A 20,788-nucleotide genomic window follows, 5' to 3' on the forward strand; every position below is an offset into this window, starting at 1 on the left:
GTACAATCATGGTTTCGTGTATAGCAGGTTAAAGTTCTCACGGAATCTTAACTATAATTTTTATCCATCAATAGCTTCACCTTTTTCCCACCAATAACCCACAAAATCACCTCAATTTTCCACTTAAATTGTTATCGTCCTGTAAGGACAACATTTGAATGATTGTTTTCATGACCGCATCTTCTTCATTAGAACGTGTAATAAAATTCGCAGCATCTTTTAATTCTTGAACGGCATTTCGGACAGCAAAACTATATGTTGCGCGCACCATTAGCTCTAAATCATTATAACCGTCTCCGAATGCCATCGTTCCTCCGGTGTTACATTCAATAAACGCTGTAAGTGTTCAACTGTTGTGCCTTTATGAACATTCTCATTTGCTATGTCAATCCAGGCTGCTTCCGATGCGACAATATAAGCTGATTCAAAAAAGCGGGATAATTTTTCCTTAGTTTCAAAGCACCTAAAGGCTGGGTCGTGAATGGTAATCTTAACAAAATCCTCCGTTATTTCTCTAAAATCAGATACTTGTCTCACTTGTGCATAGGAGCTTCTGACAATAGCTGCTTCTTCAGGAGATAAAGTTTCTTTTATGACTGCACCACTTTTAGTACACGCAATAATCGTATGATCAAGACTGATTTCTTCAAGCAACTCGATAATTTCCAATCCCAATTTATTACTTAGCAGAGATTCATAAACAAACTCTCCATTATGCTTAATCCGAGTAGCGCTATCGCCTAAAATCCATAAATCTTTAGCGTCATCACCAAATAACTCTTCTACACGTTCACACTGCTTACCGGTAACAGGAGCGAAAACTACCCCTTTTTCCTTCATTATTTTTTTTACATCTTTGTACAGTTCACGGTTAAAGTCACCGCTATTATTTAAGAATGTTCCATCCATATCAGTTAGCACTAATTTAATCATATCATTTCCTCCTAAAATTTCTGCTTTTTAAAAAAATTCAAGTTAAATTATCTGAAAAGAGCTTCCTCATCCAAATCCTCTTGAGTGATTTCTCTGTCCTTGTAATAATATTTCATATCATGTTCATTAATGGTGCGCAACACGTTGCAAGGATTGCCAACAGCAACGGAGTTAGCTGGAATATCTTTCGTGACTACACTTCCGGCACCGATGACACTGTTTTCTCCAACAGTCACACCAGGACAAATGATGCTGCCAGCTCCAATCCAACAATTATTCTCTATTTTCACTGGATCAGCATACATATATCCTCTATAATTAGGATTGATTGGATGACCCACAGTAGCTATAGTTACTGCGGGACCAAACAAAACATTTTTTCCAATGAAAATTTTGGTATCATCAACAAAATTACAGTTAAAATTTATATAAGTATCTTCACCAATTTCAATGTTCGTTCCATAGCAAAAGTAAAACGGTGGCTCTATCCATGCTTTTGTTTCTCTTCCAAATATTTCCTTCATCAACTGAGCACGCTTCTCTAAAGCATCCGGTCCTGTCGAATTAAATACAACCATTCGTCTTTTAGCCTGTATTCTATCTTCTGGAAGACCCTCACAGTAATCTGTAAATAATTTTCCCGAAGCAATTCTTTCTCTCATTGTCATCAGTACATTTCCCTTTCTAATAATCTGATTTGCTTTCTAAAATTCCGTGTTATATGGTTTAACCACCTGTATTGGTGGTAACGAATTACAGCTTAATAATTTTTCTAAACTGATTACTACGAACAGAATTATAGGATTTACGGACCACACAAATACATGCACTTAAATGTAACACCAGGGAAATCAATTCGGTATTTAACCGTGCGATTAAAGTCACTATCCTTTTGTTTCGCTTCCCTTACATTTGCACCAGCAAATATCCCATCTTTCCTACTTTTCTTATTTTATCAAAATTGTATATGTTTCCTCTTGTTGATTTCACCAAAATCGAATATAATTCTATCAAAATCGTATATTTCAGGAGGGGTAATATTGAGTTCGCAGTTGGTAACGTTTTCTGATTTATCAGAAAAAATAGACTATAATCTGCCTGATTTTCCACTTTATGCGCGTAAAGGTGCTCTGCATCTATTCGATAGATATACTGCAGCGTGTCATTGGCATCCTGATTTGGAGTTTATTTTAATACTAGACGGAAAAATGGAGTATTTTGTTAATGGAAAAACAGTGCTTATTGAGAAGGGCAATGGAATTTTCGTAAACAGCAAGCGAATGCATTATGGTTTTTCGACCGATAAGGCTAACTGTACTTTCATTGTGATTACTATCCATCCTTTACTGCTTGGTGAGAGTACACATGTAGGTAAAGTGTACTTGGATGAAAAATTCGGAGCAGATACTGAAGACTATATATTGCTTACACCCAAAAGCCCTTGGAAAAATGAAGTTTTACTTTCACTGCATCATATTTACAATGAAATGAACAGTAATAATAGCAATCCACTTCGTCTTCTTTCACAGATTACTTCTCTTTGCGCCTGTATAGGAGATCATATACAAAACGTTCCTGGGCATCTAAACGATGATCAATCATGGATGTCTGTTTGGAAAATGACTGGATTCATTCATCAGCATTATGATAATAAACTAACACTTGATGACATTGCAGCATCAGGTTCTGTATGTAGGAGCAGATGTTGTGAGTTGTTCAGTAAGTATATTGGTCAATCACCAAATACTTATTTGGTTCGTTACCGTATTAAAAAAAGCTGTGAAATGTTGCTTGAAACAAATAGAACGATCAGTGAGATAGCATTTGTGTGTGGTTTTAAAAGTGCGAGTTATTTTTCATATGTTTTTCGTAAGGAAACGGGCTTAACACCACAGAATTACCGAAAAGAAGTTACCTCATCTTTACCTGCTAAAATAAAGTAGTCGTATGTTATATTTTTCTCAGCTAATAGTATTGTCTCATTAAATAACTCTTTTACTTTCTCTAAACCTTCTATTAAGAGCATTCAATCCCTTTAGCTGCCACATATTTTGTTTTGTATATTAAATTAGCTGCTTTTTCAATTAATTTATCTATTATTTAAAATTTTATCTAAAAATGAAATTTCGTCATTATTCACAACAAGGCATAATTGAAGAAATTGTACATCATAGATTTCCTTTATATGAAATTCCAGAAAGTACTACTGCTCCCTCTATAAATATTGATATATCAACGGTTTGAATCGCTGTTGGAGTGCCAAAAAATATTTTTCGACACGTTCCCAAATAAAATTTCCCTAATATGTTAAACTACCCCAATACATAGATACACTAAGCTGTCACTACTGGATAATGGTGGAAAGTAATGCTAAAAATTTATACGATGCACCATGGATCTCTAACGTAGCTTATGATGACGTACCCTCCCATGTCTCTGGGCATCAATGTGCCTACATTCCTTTGTTCGGTCTAGTCATAAGGCAGAGGCTAGCGAAGCTCCTTGTGGACTCAGGGTCGAATGGATAAAATAGTGCCAGCTTCTCCGTGTCATCCTTTTGTCTAGGTCTATTCAGGGGATGTAGAACTTACAAACTCTGCGAGACTTGGAATATCCTTCATCATTCGCTGAGCATCAAACGCTTTGTGCTTTGTACTGATTCCATGCAACACTTTTAATAGTTTCCCACACAGAACCACATTGGATTACTTCTTGCGCAAAGGATTAACTTTACGGTTTGTGTAATACAATGTAACTGTCTAAAGGCCTCATTGTAACGAATCATTGGCATCATGACCCGGACTTTCTTCTTCCTCGTTTAGAGATGCGCTTTTGACCTTTGTTCTGACCAGAGGAGTTTTCACGTAACGTTAATCCCGCGAGTTTCATTAATTGGTGTGGATCTTCGTAGTGTGAGAAGCTTCCGATATCAGCTAATAGCTCGATAATGGTGGTATCTCCAAGCTCTGGAACCGTTGAAAGCCATTCGTACTCTACAGATGTTTGTACGAACTTCACTAAATGCTGAGTAATGCTATCGATCTCTTGTTCAAGTTGGTGGTAACGACGGACCATTGGCTATTTCCATACGGGCCATCTCACGTCCTTCTGTTACTCCAATAGAGCTAGCTGTGACTTCAATAAGACTCAAGGCTTTCGGTCTTTGAGGGGATTTGAGCCCCTCAACCTCTCGATAAATCGTCAAGGGTTCATCAGGCCGTTTTTGATGAAGCTCACTTGGAAAAGGGGTACACTCAAGTATCGCCATAGCCATCTTCCCGAAAGACGGAAAGACCTGAGTAAAATTCAGGAAAATAGCGATCTAACCACTTAATCATCCTGTTTTTTTCAGCGGCTAGTTCCTCTGTCAAAAATTGATTTCTAAAAGTTGGAGCCAACACGAAGACTCTATCAAAAATAGAGTTTCATTCATAAATTCATTCATCCCCATTATTAAAAAATAAGCAGTGTTATCAACTAGGATCATTACATGGATATTATAGAAGTCCTTCTTAAACTAAACTGCCCTTACCATCTGGGCTTTGTCAACTGATCCTACATATAAACACCCATAAGTTCAAATGAGTAGCTTCACAACATCTTAGAATCCAGGAATATTTACATATATTAACATTCAAGGGCTTTTTATAGTATAATGATACTTGATCGGATTAAGGTTTATTAAAAATGAAATGGATAGGAGATGATAAAATTGAAAAAAGAGATTTTATCAGTTTACTATCTTAGAGTATTCGCTATGCTTTCAGTAGTTCTTATTCATACAACTGCTCAATATAGACATCTATTTGCTGTGAACTCTTTTCAACATCAGTTTTATCATTTTTTTAATAATATCGTTCGTGTTGAAGCTGGGATTTTTATTATGTTAGTAGGTATTGTTTTTTTCTATGCCTACAGAAATAAGCCATTTACTCCAAAAGAACTTTATCTGTATGGGAAAAAGCGTTTTATATTTATATTGGTCCCCTATATTGTTTGGTCTCTAATATATGAGATAGAGCAATTGTTTCTAGGTACAAGAATTTTTAATATTGGTGATATATGGGAGCGCATTCTAACCGGCGGCAGCAAGTATCAATTGCATTTTATTTACTTAGTCGTTCAATTTTATTTACTGCTCCCTTTCGTCATCATGATTGTAAAGAAGTCAAATCTGCTAAAGAAATATCTTTGGGTGATTGGAATTATCCTAGAGTTCTTTTTCTTTATGATGAGAGTAAATTATGGCTGGGATAATGTCCGTTTCGTGAATTCTTTAGGCGCATTTTTGCTTGGAGGCTGGATTGGTCTTCATTACGATGAAATTAAGGCCAATCTTAAAAATAACAAATTATGGATTTTGACAGCTTTATTTTTATTCACAAGTATTCCAGTTGTATTGATACGATATCAAAATATGTTTAATGAACGAATTGAAATTCCCGAAAGCTTTTACAAGTTATTGTCTATCGGTTTTATTGTGGGAGGAAGTTTCTTTTTCTTTTATTTGTTTGAAAAGCTTAGTGCTATATTCAATGAAACTACGACAAAAAGGGTTAAAAATGTTGCATCATATTCATTTGGTTTTTACTTGCTTCACCCACTTGTGTTATACCAAGTCATGAATTTCCTTCCTACTAGGGGAACAGGTTTGTCATTTCATATCATGGTTCCTTTACAATATATCATTACTATCTTTTTCTGTTATTTGATTATTTGGTTTGTTCATTCATACGTTCCGTTTGCAAACTTCCTGTTTGGAAAGCTTCCTAATAAACAAAAGCCGTTTTGGAAAGTGAAGCATAAAGAAGGAATAAGCGAATCAGCTTAGAAACACTGCCCTCTTCTAATTTAGCCCTTGTAAAAAGAAATCACTACTGATAAACATTGTCAGCTTACATTCTATTATTCACTTCTTTTGCACTACACTTCCAACTACTAAAATCTCTCACATATTTTCTATTCATTCATTTGGTCGTAAAGATATTTCCGGGTTTTGTGAATCTATCGGCAAATTTTTGAATCCTATTCCAAAGAATTATCCATCATTTTCGGATGTTTATAAAAACTTACATTACCCTACCTCTGTTCCCCACTTTTTCTCGTCCTGGACGAAGAGAATGCCTAGCTCGTGGTGGTCACCTTCGTATAGTGCCCGTTGGACGAAGCGTATTTGCTCTTGTGCATCAAGTACTTCCAGTTTGCAATGGGCACGATTTCGCTGCAAGGCCGTGTAGAATCCTGTCTCATCGTGAACGAGACTTCCATTCACTTTGAGCACAAGTTCACCGACCTGCAGCCCCATTTTACTTGCAGGCGATTCGGGGAGAATGCCTAATATCATCAAGCCTTTGTTACGTTTGGAAAAATAAAACGGCAAACTATCGTCGGTTATGCGATGTCTTAAGGCAATAAATTCCCTTCCTAGGATAGCTAACGACACCGTAACGATCGCTAAAATTGGGAGCCAATAGCTTCCGATTGCCATGAGAACCAAGAGAAGGCCTAAAGCTATCACTTTTTTCCCGACAGCTTGGACAGCTTTTATCGGGAGAATGCCCTGGATCCGTTGATGAAATCCTATTGTAAATGGAACGAGGAGCAATGAAAAGCTTTCTGATCCGATTGAAAAAACTGGCCACCATTCGAATTGGGCTTGTAAAGATGAGCCCGGGATTATCAAAAAGACAGGAATCATCCACAAACGCTTGACTTCATGTATTCCAACACGCTGTCCTCTTTTGCTAATGGTAAGCTTAGGAGAGGTTCCTTTTTTGCCGTTCATGAATATCAAGATGCCCTCACCAATGACAAGAAGCGCCAAAAGAATGGCGATAGACGGATAAATTTTCTCCTCTAATTGGAGAAACGCATTCTGAAACAGTGGTACTGACCACTTTTCTCCCCCTGCAAAAATGGTGAGGAAGAAAGCAAAACCAATCGTAAAGACAGGTGATAATAGTCGAGGATTCATGGCAATGCTTAATACCAAAGTAAGAAGTGCCACAAAAATAATCGTTGCAAATGGAATCGCTAATCCAACCCCAATCATGACGACAGAAATTCCAAGTCCAATGACGATTCCTAATGGTAGGAGCTGTCTCAGCTCAAAATAGGCATTCTCCGCTCTAACACTGAAGTTTTTTCGTTCTCTTTTAACTCGTGATACACCCAATACGGCTGCTAAAAAGAAACTGTAATAAAAAATCGGATGGAGAAAAAGTTTAAATGTACCCTTTAAAAATTCCATGAGCCAATCTAGTCCCACATCTGCCACCTACCTTTGTTCTAAATCTATTAAAATGATCCATTCATCTACTATAATGTAAAATGAGTTTCAACTTTTATTTTACCAAATGTTAGGGAGATAAGGCACCTGTTATATGAGGAAAGCAGCGATTTTTTAAAAGTGAGAGCATTCTACATTAAAAACAGGCAATAAAAAACCCTTAAAGGAGGTTCCTTCAAGGGAAGTTATTGATATTGTTTTAACTGTTGAAAATAGGCATCTTCATGGACAAGATCTGCTTCTCCATTCCAATCAAGATAAAGCTTTGCGACTGTGAAGACGAAGACGGGAAGCAAAAACATATTCAAGACCATTAATGCCCAGTTTGTAATGGCCATCAGCCCCGTTAAACCAATCGCTAAATAGGTTAATAAAAATGAAGCAAGAAAATCAACCGCAGCAAAAAGAAGTAGCAGTCCGCAAATATTCATAAAATGCTCTTTCCCAAACGCGATAGATTTTTTCAAAACTCCCTTTAAAGAGTCATCCTCTGTCACTTTCACAAATGGCATTCCCATCGAAAAGATTAACAAGACGAGACCAGGAATAATTAATAGAAAAAAACCGATCGTCGTTAAGATAGACACAGGAATACTAATTACATATAAAAAGAAAGAATATCGCAGCATATCAACATATATTTTTCCTGTATTCACCTTTTGCGTTCTTGTCTCTTGGACTACTAAACTAATCAGTGGGATTAAAATTAAAAAAAGACTCATGATCATAAAAATGCCTTGAAACAAATTACTCCAAAGGGGGATATTAAAAAAAGCAAGCGGAAGAGAAACAAAATTCACGACAATCGTATAAATAAGTTGAATCGGTAAAATAATCGTCAATCCTATTAATAGGACGCGCCAAAAATTCCTTTTATAAATCGCTAACGCTTCCTTAATTGATGCTAGCATTTCGTATCCTCCTACCTTGGGTTTCGAAGCTGTTTCCATACTTGTTCAGCATTTTCGTGCTTTTCAAGAGGAAGATCTTCCCCAAGTACCATTTTTCCTGTCTCTTCTGCTTCTCTAATATTTTCTGGTGTGTTTTTCATCATGTTTTTTTGATATTTTTTTAAGTTTAAATATAAACCTAAACCAATAGACCATTTATTCGAAGAAACATAATTCCAAATGATCTCTCTTTCTTTTTCTGTACGTAATTGAATTTCATTTTGTCGATAAGCAGCTCGCGATAGATCAACAATACACTGTCTCATATCAATTTGATCCTGCTCTGTAGCAAGCTCTTCATGATTAGTTCGATCCCAAATCTCAGTCGCCTTTTGCACAGTCATCTCGATATTGGACTGCTCCTCTAAAATCCTCTCCGCTGTCATTACATATGAATTGTATGAACTATTTAAATCTGTTGGTAATTTTTTCTTTAGATCTTTCAATATGTTTAATAATTGCTCATAATTTTTTCTTTTATCAGATTTCACCCACTTGCCACCCACAGCAATAAGGGATTCAATTGAAATATTGTAGTTATTAAAAATTAGAGCTTCTCTTTTTATCTCATGGAAATACGGGACAGTACCATCCTCTTTCATGATCAGTTGTTCCTTGGCAGGCGCAAACGTAAAATAATAATAATATTCACCATTGACTTGAAATTTTGATGGAAAGACGTCTGGCTTTTCATTTTGTTTATAAAAATTTTTTAGAGATGTACGAATATGTTCTGGAATATTCCCCATATTAAGCATGTTTGTTGCCTCCATTAAAAACTTCTATTCTTTGAATGTCTTATCATTTTTCTTTCAGTGGAGGATTTCTCAATCCCCCACCTATTTGTACTCATAAACCAAGCATAACAAACCTGCTTTTAGATAGTAAGCATCCTATTACCCAAACCAGCCTGCAATTTTCTTAAACCCAGATTTCACGACATCTACTCCGCCTTTTACAACATTACCTACTGCTTTTGCAGTATTGGCAATACCATTTCCTACTGCTTTGACAGCTTTAACAACTGTATCCTTATGTTTCACAATCTTTGCTCCTGCCCAAAGTACTCCACCAGCAATCGCAACGCCTGCCGCAATTGGCGCTCCAACTCCTGTTGCAGATAAGACGACTGCCCCGGACATGAGGGTTTCGCCAAGACTGGCAAAACCGTCTACAGTATCTCCATTGGCAAAATTCATGATCGTTTCTGCTCCTGAAATACCCGTACTAATTGCAGCCATCCACGGGGCAGCTTTTCCTGCAATACCTGTCCCCATATCAAAAGGCTTTGTTATTTTTGAGAAGAATGAACCTGAACCAAGAGCTGCACCGCTAAAGCTGCCACCTGTAGTTGTTGCAGTATTCCAAATGGATTTAATATCCGTCCAAGAGTTAAAAAACCCGCTTATGTGCTTAGCGTTGTCTACTCCTGACCATATATCTAATCCTAACTTACCAAGGCCCCCGTATAATGTGTTCCCATCAAACATATTTCCTAGCTGATTTTTTATGAGACTCTTCGCTACACTTTTACTTAAATTCTCCTCATAGCGATTCCAATCAATATCAATTAAAGTATGTTTATCGAGTCCCTTTATAGCTGGAAAGATCATGCTGTTCGTGATAAATTTAAGCCCTTGGTATGCCGGATCATCACTAAATGGATACTTTTTCGTACCCTCGGAGCTTGAATCCCCTTGATTCTGATCCGTTTCACCACTACCGGTTGTTGGAGCATTCGTGTCATAAGATGGATTTTCTATAGTAGATGGATTCGTTGTGGATGGTGTGGGATTTCCGTTTTGGCCGTCAGGGTTTGTTCCAGGCGTTCCCTCTGTGAAATTTCCTGGCGTTGTTTGACCCGGAGTGTATTGCCCCGGTGTCGCTCCTTCACCTGGCACGAAATCGCCTGGGGTAAACTCGCCTGGATTAAAAGTTCCTGGTTGAAAATCGCCCGGAGCAAATTCTCCCGGGCTAAATTCTCCTGGTTGAAAATCGCCCGGGGTAAACTCGCCTGGCGAGAAATTACCGGGAGTAAAATTTCCGGGTGTAAAGTTACCCGGTGAGAAGTTTCCAGGTTTAAAGTTCCCTTCGGCAAATGTAATAATAGGAAAGAAACTCATAAAAACAACCATAACTGCCATGAACACAGCAGTAATTCTGTTTATCCAAACTTTTGTCTTTCTTTTCATCCGCTCCATCCACTCCTTTCTTAGAAAGCTATGATTGAACTCTTACCATCCAGATACCTCAATAAACGAAATAACCGGACCTTTTCCCCTCTGCGGAATATCGCTTTCTCCGCCAAACTGAATGCCATCATGATTAACAGCTTCAAATTTTGTTTTCGCTATTACTTCAATGCGGTTTTCATCATATAAGAAGTTCCAGTCAAAATCGGTCACCTCACCAGAGTTCTCTGCAATGGTATTTCTTATCACTGATGGAATAGAATATTTTGCAGAATCTATTGCAGCAGAAATTTTAGCTGGCAAATCCTCATCATCTGGAATTTCCTTGCTTAAGACATCATTGACCGCTTTAATATAAGTCTCATTATTTGAAAGCCATGGATTGGAGGCTTTAATCGCAGACTCTCTGTCACGTACCTTATCAATGAGCGGCTCGTATTTGAAAATTTCAACACCGTCTTCATCAATGCCAATCAGCACTTTTTTCACATGATGTTTCACAACGCTATCAATTTTTTCATACACAACGCTCGTTGCTGCTATACTGGCATGCTCTGCGGCAATCGACGCCTGTTCTTTCTTTGTAAAAACCATGGCAATATTAAGCACTAGAATTAACATGATCCCCACAATCGCAAAACTGAATATCGTTAAAATAACGCCACTGCCCCGTTCATTGTCCAAGTATTTCTTCATTCAATTACCCTTCCTGAAGCAGAGTGAGTCAGTCCCACGGACGCAACATTTCTCCACTCTTTTGGTACAAAAACAAGTCCGTGTTTCAATTTTACTTCTGCGGTAAACTCTTTACCTGAATGTGGGGGAACATGAAACTGTTCAAATGTCATAATATCACTGTGACCAATTATATTCTCCGCCACCTCTTTTGCTTCGAATTCATTTTTGGTTACAGCGTATATTTTCGCTGCTTCATTTACAGCTGATTGAGCTTGCATAATCGTAATGCCTGAAGCAACAGCCTGCCAAAGTAATAGCATAAAGAAAAGGTAATAGGGCATCACCATAATAAATTCTAATGTGGCAGACCCTTTTTCCTCCTGAATTTTCTTTCGTAACTGGAGCATTCTTCCACCCCTTAATTTCAACGCCTTATCACTCTTTGACAAAGCACAAACCTATTGATCGGTATTTTCTACATTGTTTCTATATATTTCATTAATCTCTTTTTCTGCATCCTCGAAATTTTTCTCAGCTAATGCACGTAAGTCCTCACGTATTTGATCACCGATTTCTATTCCTGTACTAAATCTTTGATCTACTTTTTCAATCAACTGCTGATATGCATCTCTGCTTATATGGCCTTCATCCCGCAATTTAATTAATGGCTTTGAAAAATTTAAGTTTTCACGACGGTTCGCTTCCATCCATTCAATATGGTAGGCTGGGATATTCTTTAAAAATTGATCCAATTTGTTCGAATTGGCTGTATTGATGGATTTTTCCTTCCATTCTTTCCACTTGTCAGCGATGTCCTTCGCCTTTTGGAGCTGTTGTTTTAACTCTTCCGCATTTCTTGCATTCTCGTAAATTCCCTTAGCTGCTTCAGCCACTTCCTTTAGTTGCTGCTGTCCTTTTGAATCGACATCAAATCCGATGACGTTAACAATAGGCTGAATATTTGATTCCGCAAGCTCTTTTGCTTTAGCGATTGGATCCCCATTACAGGTTTCGATCCCGTCGCTAACCAAATAAATAATATTTGTATTGCTTTCACTGTTATACTGAGATAAATCATTTTTTGCTTGCTCAATCGCATCTGCCAACGGTGTCCAACCGGCAGGATTAACCCCGCTCAATGCTTGTTGAAGAGCGTTTTGCTCATATGCTTGCATATCATATATAAGTTCATTGCTGCTGCAGGAAAGCTCTTTATCCTTCTCTTTCTCTGTTCCCTTATGTCCGTAAACGCGGAGTGCGATGTTTGCTCCTTCAGGTAGCGAAGAAGCAAATTCTGTAATGGAGTCTTTAGCGATATCCATCATTGTTTTCCCATCCATTTCATTCCCCATACTGCCACTTGCATCAAGAATGATTTGTACATTCAGTTGCTCTTTAAAATGAAAACGCTCATCTTCGAGCTCTGGATTTCCGAACGATTCAATCTTTACTTCATCAAGGGCATCGGCAGGATTAGGGTAGTCCTCATGAAGAAGGGAAAGCGTTTTGCGCCAATATAATTCAATTTCTTCCTCTGTTGGTTCTTCACCAATTTTAGGTAGCTCCCTAAATAAACTAACAACTTCCTCTTGTTCTTCCGTTGGCAAATCAGCATATAGTTTTCCAGCATACAGCCCTGGTTCAGCGTTGATATATTCCTCGGCAGTTGTGGATGGTTCAGGAAGTTCAGCAATAAGTTCCTGTATACTAACAGCTTGCCCTTCCGTTTTTTCTTGTTGCACTTCATCACCATTCTCCGGTGCATCTGATTCTTTTTTCTCACTGCAAGCAGCTAGAACACTGATTCCCAAAAGAAGAATAATGGCTAATACATAGCTTTTTATTTGCATAAAAAATGTACACTCCTCAAAAAATGATAGTGGCAATTGAACCATTCAATTACCACCACCTTAGGTGTCTACTAAATAATATGTACTTCAAGTACATCTTTACAGGCTGTTCTGGACCTTCTCAATAATTTTATCAACAAGACCCTTTAGACCATCGCCATCTTTAAATGCAGCCCCCAGTAATGCAGCAATTGTGACAACAACTGCAGCAACTGCAACCCACTCAAGTGTTTGTGCACCTCTTTCATTTTGAAGAAGCCCTTTGCACTTCACATACATTTCAATACATTTCTTTTTGAACATTTGCCTTTCACCTCCTTTCAAGTGAATTCTCTTACTCTGTTATTCTGCTAATTTTTACTTAAACATGTTTAGTAAACTGTCATCACCGGTGAACATATTTAAAATAAGCAGGCCTCCGATCAAAATCATTACCGTCGGCATGACAATAAATGATGTAATCATGGTGATTTTCGGAGAGGCCTTTGCCGCCATTTCCTTAATCTTCTCTTTCTTCATTTGCCGCATCTCGTTTGCTTGTATTTTGAATGTTGTTGCGACCGGGACTCCCAGCTTGGAGCCTTGAATTAATGATTTAATTAATGACTGAAAAGCGAGATTATCATTTCGCTCCAGCATCCTCCTATACGCTTGCTCCCTTGGTACTCCAAGATCGATTTCCTGATTAAACCTTGAAAATTCTTCACCTATTGGTCCTTGAAAATATGGAACAATTTCCCTTAATGCTTGATCCAAGCCAAGTCCGGCTTGAAGCGTGACGCTGACCGTATCAAGGAAGTCCGGTAAAGAGAAACCAAGCTCATCCTGCCTTTTTGTCGCTTTTCCCTTCAGCCAAAAAATCGTTGCAAAATAGCCAATCAAAGGCAAGAAAAGAATTAAAAATTGCGCGAATGGGAAGCCGATAATCATTAACAATACTCCCATTACAAAGCCTACAAGCATCATAAATATTTTTAATCCTTGAAAACGTTCAACCGTTAAAGCGTATGGATACCCTGCTTGTATTAACCATCTTTCTACTTCATGAGATTCACTGAAAAAGTTGATTCTATTTCCTAGCGCAGAAAAATCATCGGCATAATAAAAGGTCTTTTCTAAAATTTTTTCTTTTCTCGTTTTCCCGCTCTTCATGTCAAAGCGATTGACCATCACATTTTCATGAACATGCTGTTTTAATTCTTGTTTTTCAGTCAAGTAATCATAGAAATACTTGAGGCCGGTTGCCAGTAGAAAAAAACTAATGACCACACTTATTAAAATCATTCCATCCATATCATTACACCCTTATATCCGTTACTTTCTTTACTAAGAAGAAAGATAATAACGTCCCTATCACAAATAAGCCGAGAAGAATAATGCCAATTCCTGAAAACAGCGGATCTAAAAATCCGTCTACTAAATTATTCATAATGAGCAATAAAAATATTGGTAGCACAGGTACGATATAAGCGATATATCGCTGCTCAGCAGTCATCGTTTTGATCTCTTGCAAAAGCAGTTTTCTTTCTTCCAATGTTTGCCCCATTTCATCTAGAACCGCATGCATATTTCCACCCGCATGCTTTTGAATCAAGAGCGAGGCAATAAATAATTTAAACTCTCTGGATGGAATTCTCCTTTCCAAATTTTTTAACGCCCGATTAAAATCAACACCGAGTTGAAGTTCTCCGTATAATCTTCGGAATTCGTCTTTTGCTGGTTCATTTAATTCTTGGGCGCAAATCCCGATGCCTTGTGTTAACGTCATTCCGGATCGAGTAGAATTGGCAAGAATTCGACAAATTTCCGGCAATTGATCATTCATTCTCTCTTGGAATTTATTTTTTCGAATCAAAAATAAGCCCCGTCTTACCATTTCCATTAGAACGATTGAAATAATAAGATTAATAGGAAATTTGATGGAGAAGAAACTGTTGAGCAATAAGGCTGTTACGCTGACACCTAAAAGTAAAATTCCATAAAATTCTGACGGCATCAATTGGATATTAGCCCGTTTTAACTGAAGATTTGTTTTCTTCCCATACTTGGTTTCATCGAATTTATCACCCAGAATCAAAATAAAACTTTTTCTCGTATTCCTACTGCCAAACCACTTGCTTACTCTGTTTCCCCATTCTTTTTTAGAAGCACGATAACCTAAGAGATTGTAGGCGCTCCATAACGCAAATAAAACAGCTAAACTATAAAGAATAGATATAATCACTATTCTTCACCTCTTCCTCTGCTTGGAAAATGGATTCATCAATGGCCGCTCCAAACACTTGTAATCGCTCTAAACAGTGAGGAACGATTCCTGTTGGCGTAAAGTAACCTAGCACTTTTCCATCTGAATCTATTCCCGTACGTTTAAAGCGGAATATTTCTTGGATTTCCGCCTCTCCATTCGGTCTCTTGACAACTTCTGAAATCGATATAAGCTTTCTCTGTCCATCAGGCAAACGTGTTCCTTGTATAATTAAATCTAGCGCCCCTACAATGTATTCACGAATAACCTTTGAAGGCAAATCCATCCCTGCCATCACAACCATCCCTTCTACACGTTTCAATGCATCGAGTGGAGAATTGGCATGGACCGTCGTAAGAGAGCCTTCATGTCCAGTATTCATCGCCTGCAGCATGTCAAATGCCTCTGCACCGCGCACCTCTCCAACAATAATTCGATCGGGCCGCATTCTGAGGGCGTTTCGAACCAATTGTCTGATTGTGATTTCACCAGTTCCCTCTACATTCGGCGGTCTTGCTTCCATGCCAACCACATTTGGTCGACCAAGCTTTAGCTCTGCTGAGTCCTCGATTGTAATAACCCGTTCTCCGCTTGGAATTGCCCTTGCTAACGCATTTAATAACGTCGTTTTCCCACTTCCTGTTCCCCCAGAAATAAGGACGCTCATTTTGGCAAAAACGGCTGCTTGAATAAATTGTGCCATCGCTTCATTTAATGAACCAAAGTCAAGAAGATCACTCATTTGATAAGGGTCTGCTCTAAATTTCCGTATTGAAATCAGCGTTCCATTCAAACTGACAGGTGGAATAACCGCATTGACACGGCTCCCATCAGGAAGTCTTGCATCCACCATCGGCGAACTTTCATCGACGCGCCTCCCCAACGGGGCTACGACCCGATCAATAATATGTCTAACATGAGCTTCATCGCGAAATTGAATTCCCGTTAACTGCAGCTGCCCTTTTTTCTCAATGTATACTTGGCTATGACCATTAATGAGAATCTCGGTAATTTCATCATCCTGAAGCAACGGTTCTAATGGGCCTAATCCAACAGATTCATCAATTAGTCGGGTTAGGAGAATCTCCTTATCACGCCTGGAAATAATCACTTTTTCCTCTGACATAAATTGGCTGATCATTCGTTCGATCGCAAGTCTCATTTCTCCTTGCGTCAAACTTGTCAGCTGTTCAAGATTCGTTTCACGGAGCAATCTTGTTTTATAATGTTCAAGCAGTTCATCAACATAATGACTATCGTAAGAAGAATAATGAACTGGACCTTCTTTACTTGCATTCTCTATTTTTTTCTCTGAACGGTTAAATAATGACATAAGAGGGCCTCCTCCTTTCTCGCTCTTATCGCAACCTACATGCAATCATCTCGGAAAAACCTGTTTATTTAAGAATCGTCAGTGTCCACTTGCGAATATCCTTTGCGAGCGGGATTAGCTTTTTCTCTTTTGGCACCTTTCTTAACGGTTCTCCTTTGTTGATAAAGGACTGGACCCCTTTAATATCCCTTCTTATTTCCGCAATAACTGGAATTCCTATGAAATTTTTTAAATCACTGGGAGTAAGCTCGTTTTCTCTCCCCTTCTCATTGACGACAATTTGCAGCCGTCCATCCGTATCCATTCCTAATCGATTGAATAGATCCTCCACATGCTTAAACACTTTAAAGGAAGGTGTATCGAGGTTCATAACATAGAAAATTTTATCTGCCTCTTCTAACGCTACATATGTATTTGTGTTCATATTCGAAGGGAGATCGACGATAACGAAGTCATAGCTTCTTCTGCATGCTCTCAACAACTTTGTAAAAAAATCATCGTTTAACCCTTCAGCCACTTCAGCATCTCTTGGACTTAGTAATATTTCCATTTTCGAATGGGGCTCTTTTTCACTGACATTGCGAATATGGTTTTCATTTAGCTCATTGATTACTGGTTTTAAATCGGCAAGAGACCGATTGCTTTCAAGCCCGAGATACATTTCAGCCCCGCCAAATTGTAGGTTCATATCAATATATAAAACTTGTGATGTTGATTCTAATTTAAGCGTTTGGGCAAAGGTGCTGGAAATCAGCGTTGAACCACTGCCACCTTTTCCACTGTAAAAGGAAAAAATCTGGCCTCTTCCCCTCCGAAGACCTCCTTGATGCGGTACTAAGTTCCCTTCAATCGTGGCACTTTGCTCTTTTGCAATCAGAAGAATCCTTTCGATCCTGTCACTAAATTGGCCCATCTCATCGGGGAGAATAAAGAAATCTGTTGCTCCCGCTCTCGACGCATCTCGAAGCAAAAGAAAATCCTGCTCTTTTGCAATAAAAACGATAATGATATTTGGATACTCACCATGTATATATTGAACTAGTTCAATCCCTGACTCATCGTCTGGATTAACTAATAAAACGACATCCGGAGATAAACGATCGATTTCCTTCCTCACCTCAGAAGGAGCAGCCTGAGTTAAATTAGGATACATTTGTAATGCTTGTTGAATAATCTGCTCACTTATTTGTTTATCATCGCTAACAAGCAGAATACTGCTTTCCGTACCCATATCCAGTACCTCCAACATTTAATCTATTTTCTTTTCTAGTGGCATTTGCTCTATCATCTTGTTGATCTCACTTTTACCCTTTCGTTATGCATCGCTACAAAGCAATAAAACCCTAGGATAAGGAGCGCCCACTCCTCATTTGATAGAATCATCAGGAGCATCAAATTCTCAACACGATTTTTTAACAAAGCCCAGTAAGTAAAAAAAACGAACATTTGTATTTTATTTTCATAAGCAAAGGATCATGACAAAATATTTTTAAGGTTTAATCATGACGATTTCATACTTTAACTAAGACATGCTAAAATCCACTCAATTAATCTTTACTCTTCTGTTTTTCCATTTTCACTCTTCTGCGGGGCTTCTTTTCCTGCTTTTTTATCTACCTTGTTTTCCGCAGCAGGCTTCTTCCCTGCATTCGTCTGTTCACTTGTTTCTCCCTGCTCCTGTGCAGGCTGTTCATTCGTTTCTGCCTGCTTTTCGGCAGTCTCTCCACTTACTTCTTCAACTTTATCTTCCTGTCCCACATTCGCCTTTAAAACTCTTATACTATCTGCGTAATTTTGCATATGTATTAATTTAGGAGCGTCTTCCTTCGAAACCTCTAAAGCTACCCCTCTAAACTCAGATTTTGTTTTATCCACTCGAAATACATGTACATCGGTCATATAAATTTCTGTTTTTGGCTGACCATCGAATTGTTGAGAAACAATAATATCAACCCGATCAAGATCTTCTAGTTCCTGATCAAAAGAGACTCTTTCATTTGCAAAAAGTGCGACCAACCGATGATTTGGATCCCCAACCTCCGAAAACGGCTTTAATAGATTGGTTGTAATCATATCTCCTTCAAATAGCGGCACTATCGCTACTTTATTCGTTATCTCCCTCGGGTCTGTAACATGGGTATCTGTAACAAACTTATTAGGAAGGTCAATCGTTTCCACCATCTCAGGCGTAATAATTGTTCTTGAATTGATATCACTTTTAGCAACAAACACCTTTGTGGTTCCACCTAAGTTGGCATTCAATTCATTTACTTTTTGTAAAAACATAAATCCAGCTATCGCTGCAAGTATTAATGAAATCGAAATGAATATGATAGCTCTTCTTTTTGACTCTAACATCCAATACCTCTCTCCTAAGTTTTTGAATAAACTGATGTATAGTGATACTTTTCACTTGAATTTTTTCCGAAATATTTCCTTATTGCCTATATATTTACTACCATCCGTTCACATTTCCGTCAAACTTTCTTCAGCATCCTAAAGAAGTCTACAGATAAAATAGTCCTACGGAAATTTCGAATTCAAAATTTCTAAAAGGCATAAAGGAGGATCGATTTTTAGGAAAAAAGTATAGGTTGTTTTTAATTACAACTAGACATTTGGTAATTCTTTTTATGTTTTATTACAAATGTTAAAATTTTTAGTTCTTTTATACGATTTTTCTAAATTATTCCGTAATACTATATATATTTTCCATATCCTTGAAAACTATGGATATATATGGATGGGATTAGGTGTTATTTTGCTATATTTTTTAAAATTTTTGGAAAGTTGCTGAGAAGAAATTAATAGGGTATGGAAGTAGATTCACATAAGTGCTTGGAGGGAGGTGGGATGGGTCTCTATAAATCTCGTCATTATGGTCAAAAGTCCCGCACAAACTCTCACAACCATGAGGTATATTTAATGATTTCCACTGCTTTTTCCGAGAAGCAATCGGTGCTTTTCGCATCTGTGACCATTCATCTGACTGCTACTTGCGCAACGGTTACAATCAGTCCGTTCCGAGCATTATCCAAAAAAGAGCGCCAAGTCCTATTGGCAATCACCTTAAGTTGATGACGCTGAAAGTAAATAAATAATTTAAACCAAGGCTTTTTGATGAAACGATAGAAGAAAATGAGCCAAAAATTCATCAAAGCCTAAAAGAAAAAGACCATAAACAAATTCGATGAAATCGAGTATGTCTATGGTCTAAACAAATTTTGTTCATTGTTATAATAGTGCTGTAACATTTAAAAACTTTTACATTAGTCAATTTCATAATTGCTCAAGTTTTACATTGTAAAATCGATTCACATAAATAAACTTTTCTCAAGATCATTGTATAATTTAAATACCATTACTCTTTCACCGGTACGAGAGCTTATATCTGTATGAAAGCTTTTCACTTTTTCCCCAGTTATCGTTAAGATTATGTTCTTAAGATCTTCAGCACCAGATTCAACTAGTTCTGAACGAGTCTTCTTGATTGTTAATAATCCTTCTTTTGTTTCGCAAACGGTATATTCTGCTGGTGTTAACACACCCTGCAAATTGACAATAATCATATCGCGTAATATATCTGTTTTCACAGATAGAGAGCCGCGTCCAAGAAAGTCCTTCTCCCATTGAGTAATAGCCTTGCTTATCTCGGATTCATAAGAACCTTTCGTCTTCTTCATATTCAAAACATCTCCTATAAAGTGAAAAAATAATTTCAGTTAAACACTCTTCGCAACGGTATATGAACTTGTCACAGTCAGTAGCTTCTGCATGAACCATCCCATTTTAGCATTTCCACTTTTCACTGCAAATTCACACTGTTACCTGAGGCGAGACTTCCACAATTGAGGGTTTCCCATCCTCATGATCAATAATTAAACCCCGAACTTTAACATTTTGCGGCACTAACGGATGATGATAAATGATATTCACACATTTTTCAATCCGATCGTGACTATTTTCGTTTAACCATTCATGGACCGTTCCCCTTAAAAATTCCGGTCTGCTATGTTGGAAAAGGTAATCCAAAGTTCGTATTTTCTCTTTCATTGAATCAAGCTCGATAAGGACATTGGCGGACAAAGCTTCACTATTTTTCGTTCCTACGACATAAATCTCCTCAACCTTTTCCTGATATATCGCGATGATAATCGACCTCATTATATCTCCATAAGGATTTGAGATGACCGGACCATAGCATTGAATCGTCAGCATGTTTTCCGGCAAAATATTCGTTATTTCCTGTAAAAGAGAGTGCCAGTCACATTCAATATCCGTCAGAAATAACGCTTTTTGAGCTTGTTCTAAATTCACA

At 37.8% G+C, this 20,788-nt stretch carries 19 protein-coding genes and 2 pseudogenes; 3 read left to right on the top strand and 18 right to left on the bottom strand.

Features of this window, described 5'->3' with window-relative positions; translation table 11 throughout:
• Positions 1 to 106: 106 nt before the first annotated feature.
• Both FCJ93_RS20000 and FCJ93_RS20005 read right to left on the bottom strand, forming a co-directional pair.
• Positions 107 to 933 (bottom strand): annotated as a pseudogene (locus FCJ93_RS20000) (HAD family hydrolase).
• A gap of 47 nt (positions 934 to 980) precedes the next feature.
• Complete coding sequence (locus tag FCJ93_RS20005) at positions 981 to 1,601, bottom strand: DapH/DapD/GlmU-related protein (protein WP_095314697.1); 621 nt, start codon at positions 1,599 to 1,601, stop codon at positions 981 to 983.
• 372 nt (positions 1,602 to 1,973) lie between these two features.
• Between FCJ93_RS20005 and FCJ93_RS20010 the strand changes: the two genes are divergently transcribed.
• Positions 1,974 to 2,876, top strand: coding sequence for an AraC family transcriptional regulator (locus tag FCJ93_RS20010; RefSeq protein ID WP_235879553.1), 903 nt, complete (start codon positions 1,974 to 1,976; stop codon positions 2,874 to 2,876).
• 624 nt (positions 2,877 to 3,500) lie between these two features.
• Here the strand turns inward: FCJ93_RS20010 and FCJ93_RS20015 are convergent.
• Positions 3,501 to 4,322, bottom strand: a pseudogene (locus FCJ93_RS20015) (transposase); the annotation flags it as partial.
• Positions 4,323 to 4,645: 323 nt separating this feature from the next.
• Here FCJ93_RS20015 and FCJ93_RS20020 point away from each other — a divergent pair.
• On the top strand, positions 4,646 to 5,764 hold the full coding sequence (locus FCJ93_RS20020) for an acyltransferase (protein WP_170211363.1): 1,119 nt from the start codon (positions 4,646 to 4,648) through the stop codon (positions 5,762 to 5,764).
• Between the two features lie 243 nt (positions 5,765 to 6,007).
• Here FCJ93_RS20020 and FCJ93_RS20025 read toward each other — a convergent pair whose 3' ends face one another.
• From FCJ93_RS20025 to cpaB, 13 genes are all read right to left on the bottom strand, one after another.
• Positions 6,008 to 7,201 (bottom strand): PDZ domain-containing protein, encoded by a 1,194-nt coding sequence (locus tag FCJ93_RS20025; protein ID WP_137744501.1) that lies wholly within the window; start codon positions 7,199 to 7,201, stop codon positions 6,008 to 6,010.
• Between the two features lie 206 nt (positions 7,202 to 7,407).
• Entirely contained in the window at positions 7,408 to 8,133 is a 726-nt protein-coding gene (locus tag FCJ93_RS20030; RefSeq protein ID WP_137744502.1) for a hypothetical protein, read from the bottom strand.
• Positions 8,134 to 8,144: 11 nt separating this feature from the next.
• A complete protein-coding gene (locus FCJ93_RS20035; RefSeq protein WP_137744503.1) occupies positions 8,145 to 8,930 on the bottom strand; it encodes a hypothetical protein in 786 nt (261 codons plus the stop codon).
• Positions 8,931 to 9,068: 138 nt separating this feature from the next.
• Positions 9,069 to 10,364 (bottom strand): hypothetical protein, encoded by a 1,296-nt coding sequence (locus FCJ93_RS20040; protein WP_137744504.1) that lies wholly within the window; start codon positions 10,362 to 10,364, stop codon positions 9,069 to 9,071.
• A gap of 42 nt (positions 10,365 to 10,406) precedes the next feature.
• The gene (locus tag FCJ93_RS20045; RefSeq protein WP_095314690.1) at positions 10,407 to 11,060 is read right to left on the bottom strand and encodes a Tad domain-containing protein; all 654 of its coding nucleotides are present in this window, start codon (positions 11,058 to 11,060) and stop codon (positions 10,407 to 10,409) included.
• Entirely contained in the window at positions 11,057 to 11,449 is a 393-nt protein-coding gene (locus tag FCJ93_RS20050) for a TadE/TadG family type IV pilus assembly protein (RefSeq protein ID WP_137744505.1), read from the bottom strand. The genes FCJ93_RS20045 and FCJ93_RS20050 overlap by 4 nt, the downstream gene beginning before the upstream one ends.
• Before the next feature lie 51 nt (positions 11,450 to 11,500).
• A complete protein-coding gene (locus FCJ93_RS20055; RefSeq protein ID WP_137744506.1) occupies positions 11,501 to 12,937 on the bottom strand; it encodes a vWA domain-containing protein in 1,437 nt (478 codons plus the stop codon).
• A gap of 54 nt (positions 12,938 to 12,991) precedes the next feature.
• On the bottom strand, positions 12,992 to 13,195 hold the full coding sequence (locus tag FCJ93_RS20060) for a hypothetical protein (protein WP_137744507.1): 204 nt from the start codon (positions 13,193 to 13,195) through the stop codon (positions 12,992 to 12,994).
• 54 nt (positions 13,196 to 13,249) lie between these two features.
• Positions 13,250 to 14,185, bottom strand: a complete 936-nt coding sequence (locus FCJ93_RS20065; protein WP_095314686.1) for a type II secretion system F family protein — start codon at positions 14,183 to 14,185, stop codon at positions 13,250 to 13,252.
• A 4-nt stretch (positions 14,186 to 14,189) separates the two neighbouring features.
• Positions 14,190 to 15,116 (bottom strand): type II secretion system F family protein, encoded by a 927-nt coding sequence (locus FCJ93_RS20070; RefSeq protein WP_137744508.1) that lies wholly within the window; start codon positions 15,114 to 15,116, stop codon positions 14,190 to 14,192.
• Positions 15,094 to 16,470 (bottom strand): CpaF family protein, encoded by a 1,377-nt coding sequence (locus FCJ93_RS20075; protein ID WP_095314684.1) that lies wholly within the window; start codon positions 16,468 to 16,470, stop codon positions 15,094 to 15,096. Before FCJ93_RS20075 ends, FCJ93_RS20070 begins: the two co-directional genes overlap by 23 nt.
• Before the next feature lie 64 nt (positions 16,471 to 16,534).
• Positions 16,535 to 17,701 carry an AAA family ATPase gene (locus FCJ93_RS20080; RefSeq protein WP_095314683.1) on the bottom strand — a complete coding sequence of 389 codons (1,167 nt, stop codon included), beginning with the start codon at positions 17,699 to 17,701 and terminating at the stop codon, positions 16,535 to 16,537.
• 323 nt (positions 17,702 to 18,024) lie between these two features.
• Complete coding sequence (gene cpaB / locus FCJ93_RS20085; RefSeq protein WP_137744509.1) at positions 18,025 to 18,828, bottom strand: Flp pilus assembly protein CpaB; 804 nt, start codon at positions 18,826 to 18,828, stop codon at positions 18,025 to 18,027.
• Between the two features lie 495 nt (positions 18,829 to 19,323).
• On the opposite strand from cpaB, the gene FCJ93_RS20090 reads away from it, so the two are divergent.
• On the top strand, positions 19,324 to 19,548 hold the full coding sequence (locus FCJ93_RS20090; RefSeq protein WP_095314682.1) for a hypothetical protein: 225 nt from the start codon (positions 19,324 to 19,326) through the stop codon (positions 19,546 to 19,548).
• Positions 19,549 to 19,784: 236 nt separating this feature from the next.
• On the opposite strand, the gene FCJ93_RS20095 is transcribed toward FCJ93_RS20090, so the two are convergent.
• Together FCJ93_RS20095 and FCJ93_RS20100 are read right to left on the bottom strand one after the other, a co-directional pair.
• Positions 19,785 to 20,153, bottom strand: coding sequence for a DUF2294 domain-containing protein (locus FCJ93_RS20095; RefSeq protein ID WP_095314681.1), 369 nt, complete (start codon positions 20,151 to 20,153; stop codon positions 19,785 to 19,787).
• Positions 20,154 to 20,286: 133 nt separating this feature from the next.
• Positions 20,287 to 20,787 carry a carbonic anhydrase gene (locus FCJ93_RS20100; protein ID WP_095314680.1) on the bottom strand — a complete coding sequence of 167 codons (501 nt, stop codon included), beginning with the start codon at positions 20,785 to 20,787 and terminating at the stop codon, positions 20,287 to 20,289.
• Between the last annotated feature and the right edge of the window lies 1 nt (position 20,788).

The organism is Robertmurraya siralis, from assembly GCF_005502275.1.
Lineage (GTDB): Bacteria > Bacillota > Bacilli > Bacillales > Cytobacillaceae > Robertmurraya > Robertmurraya siralis.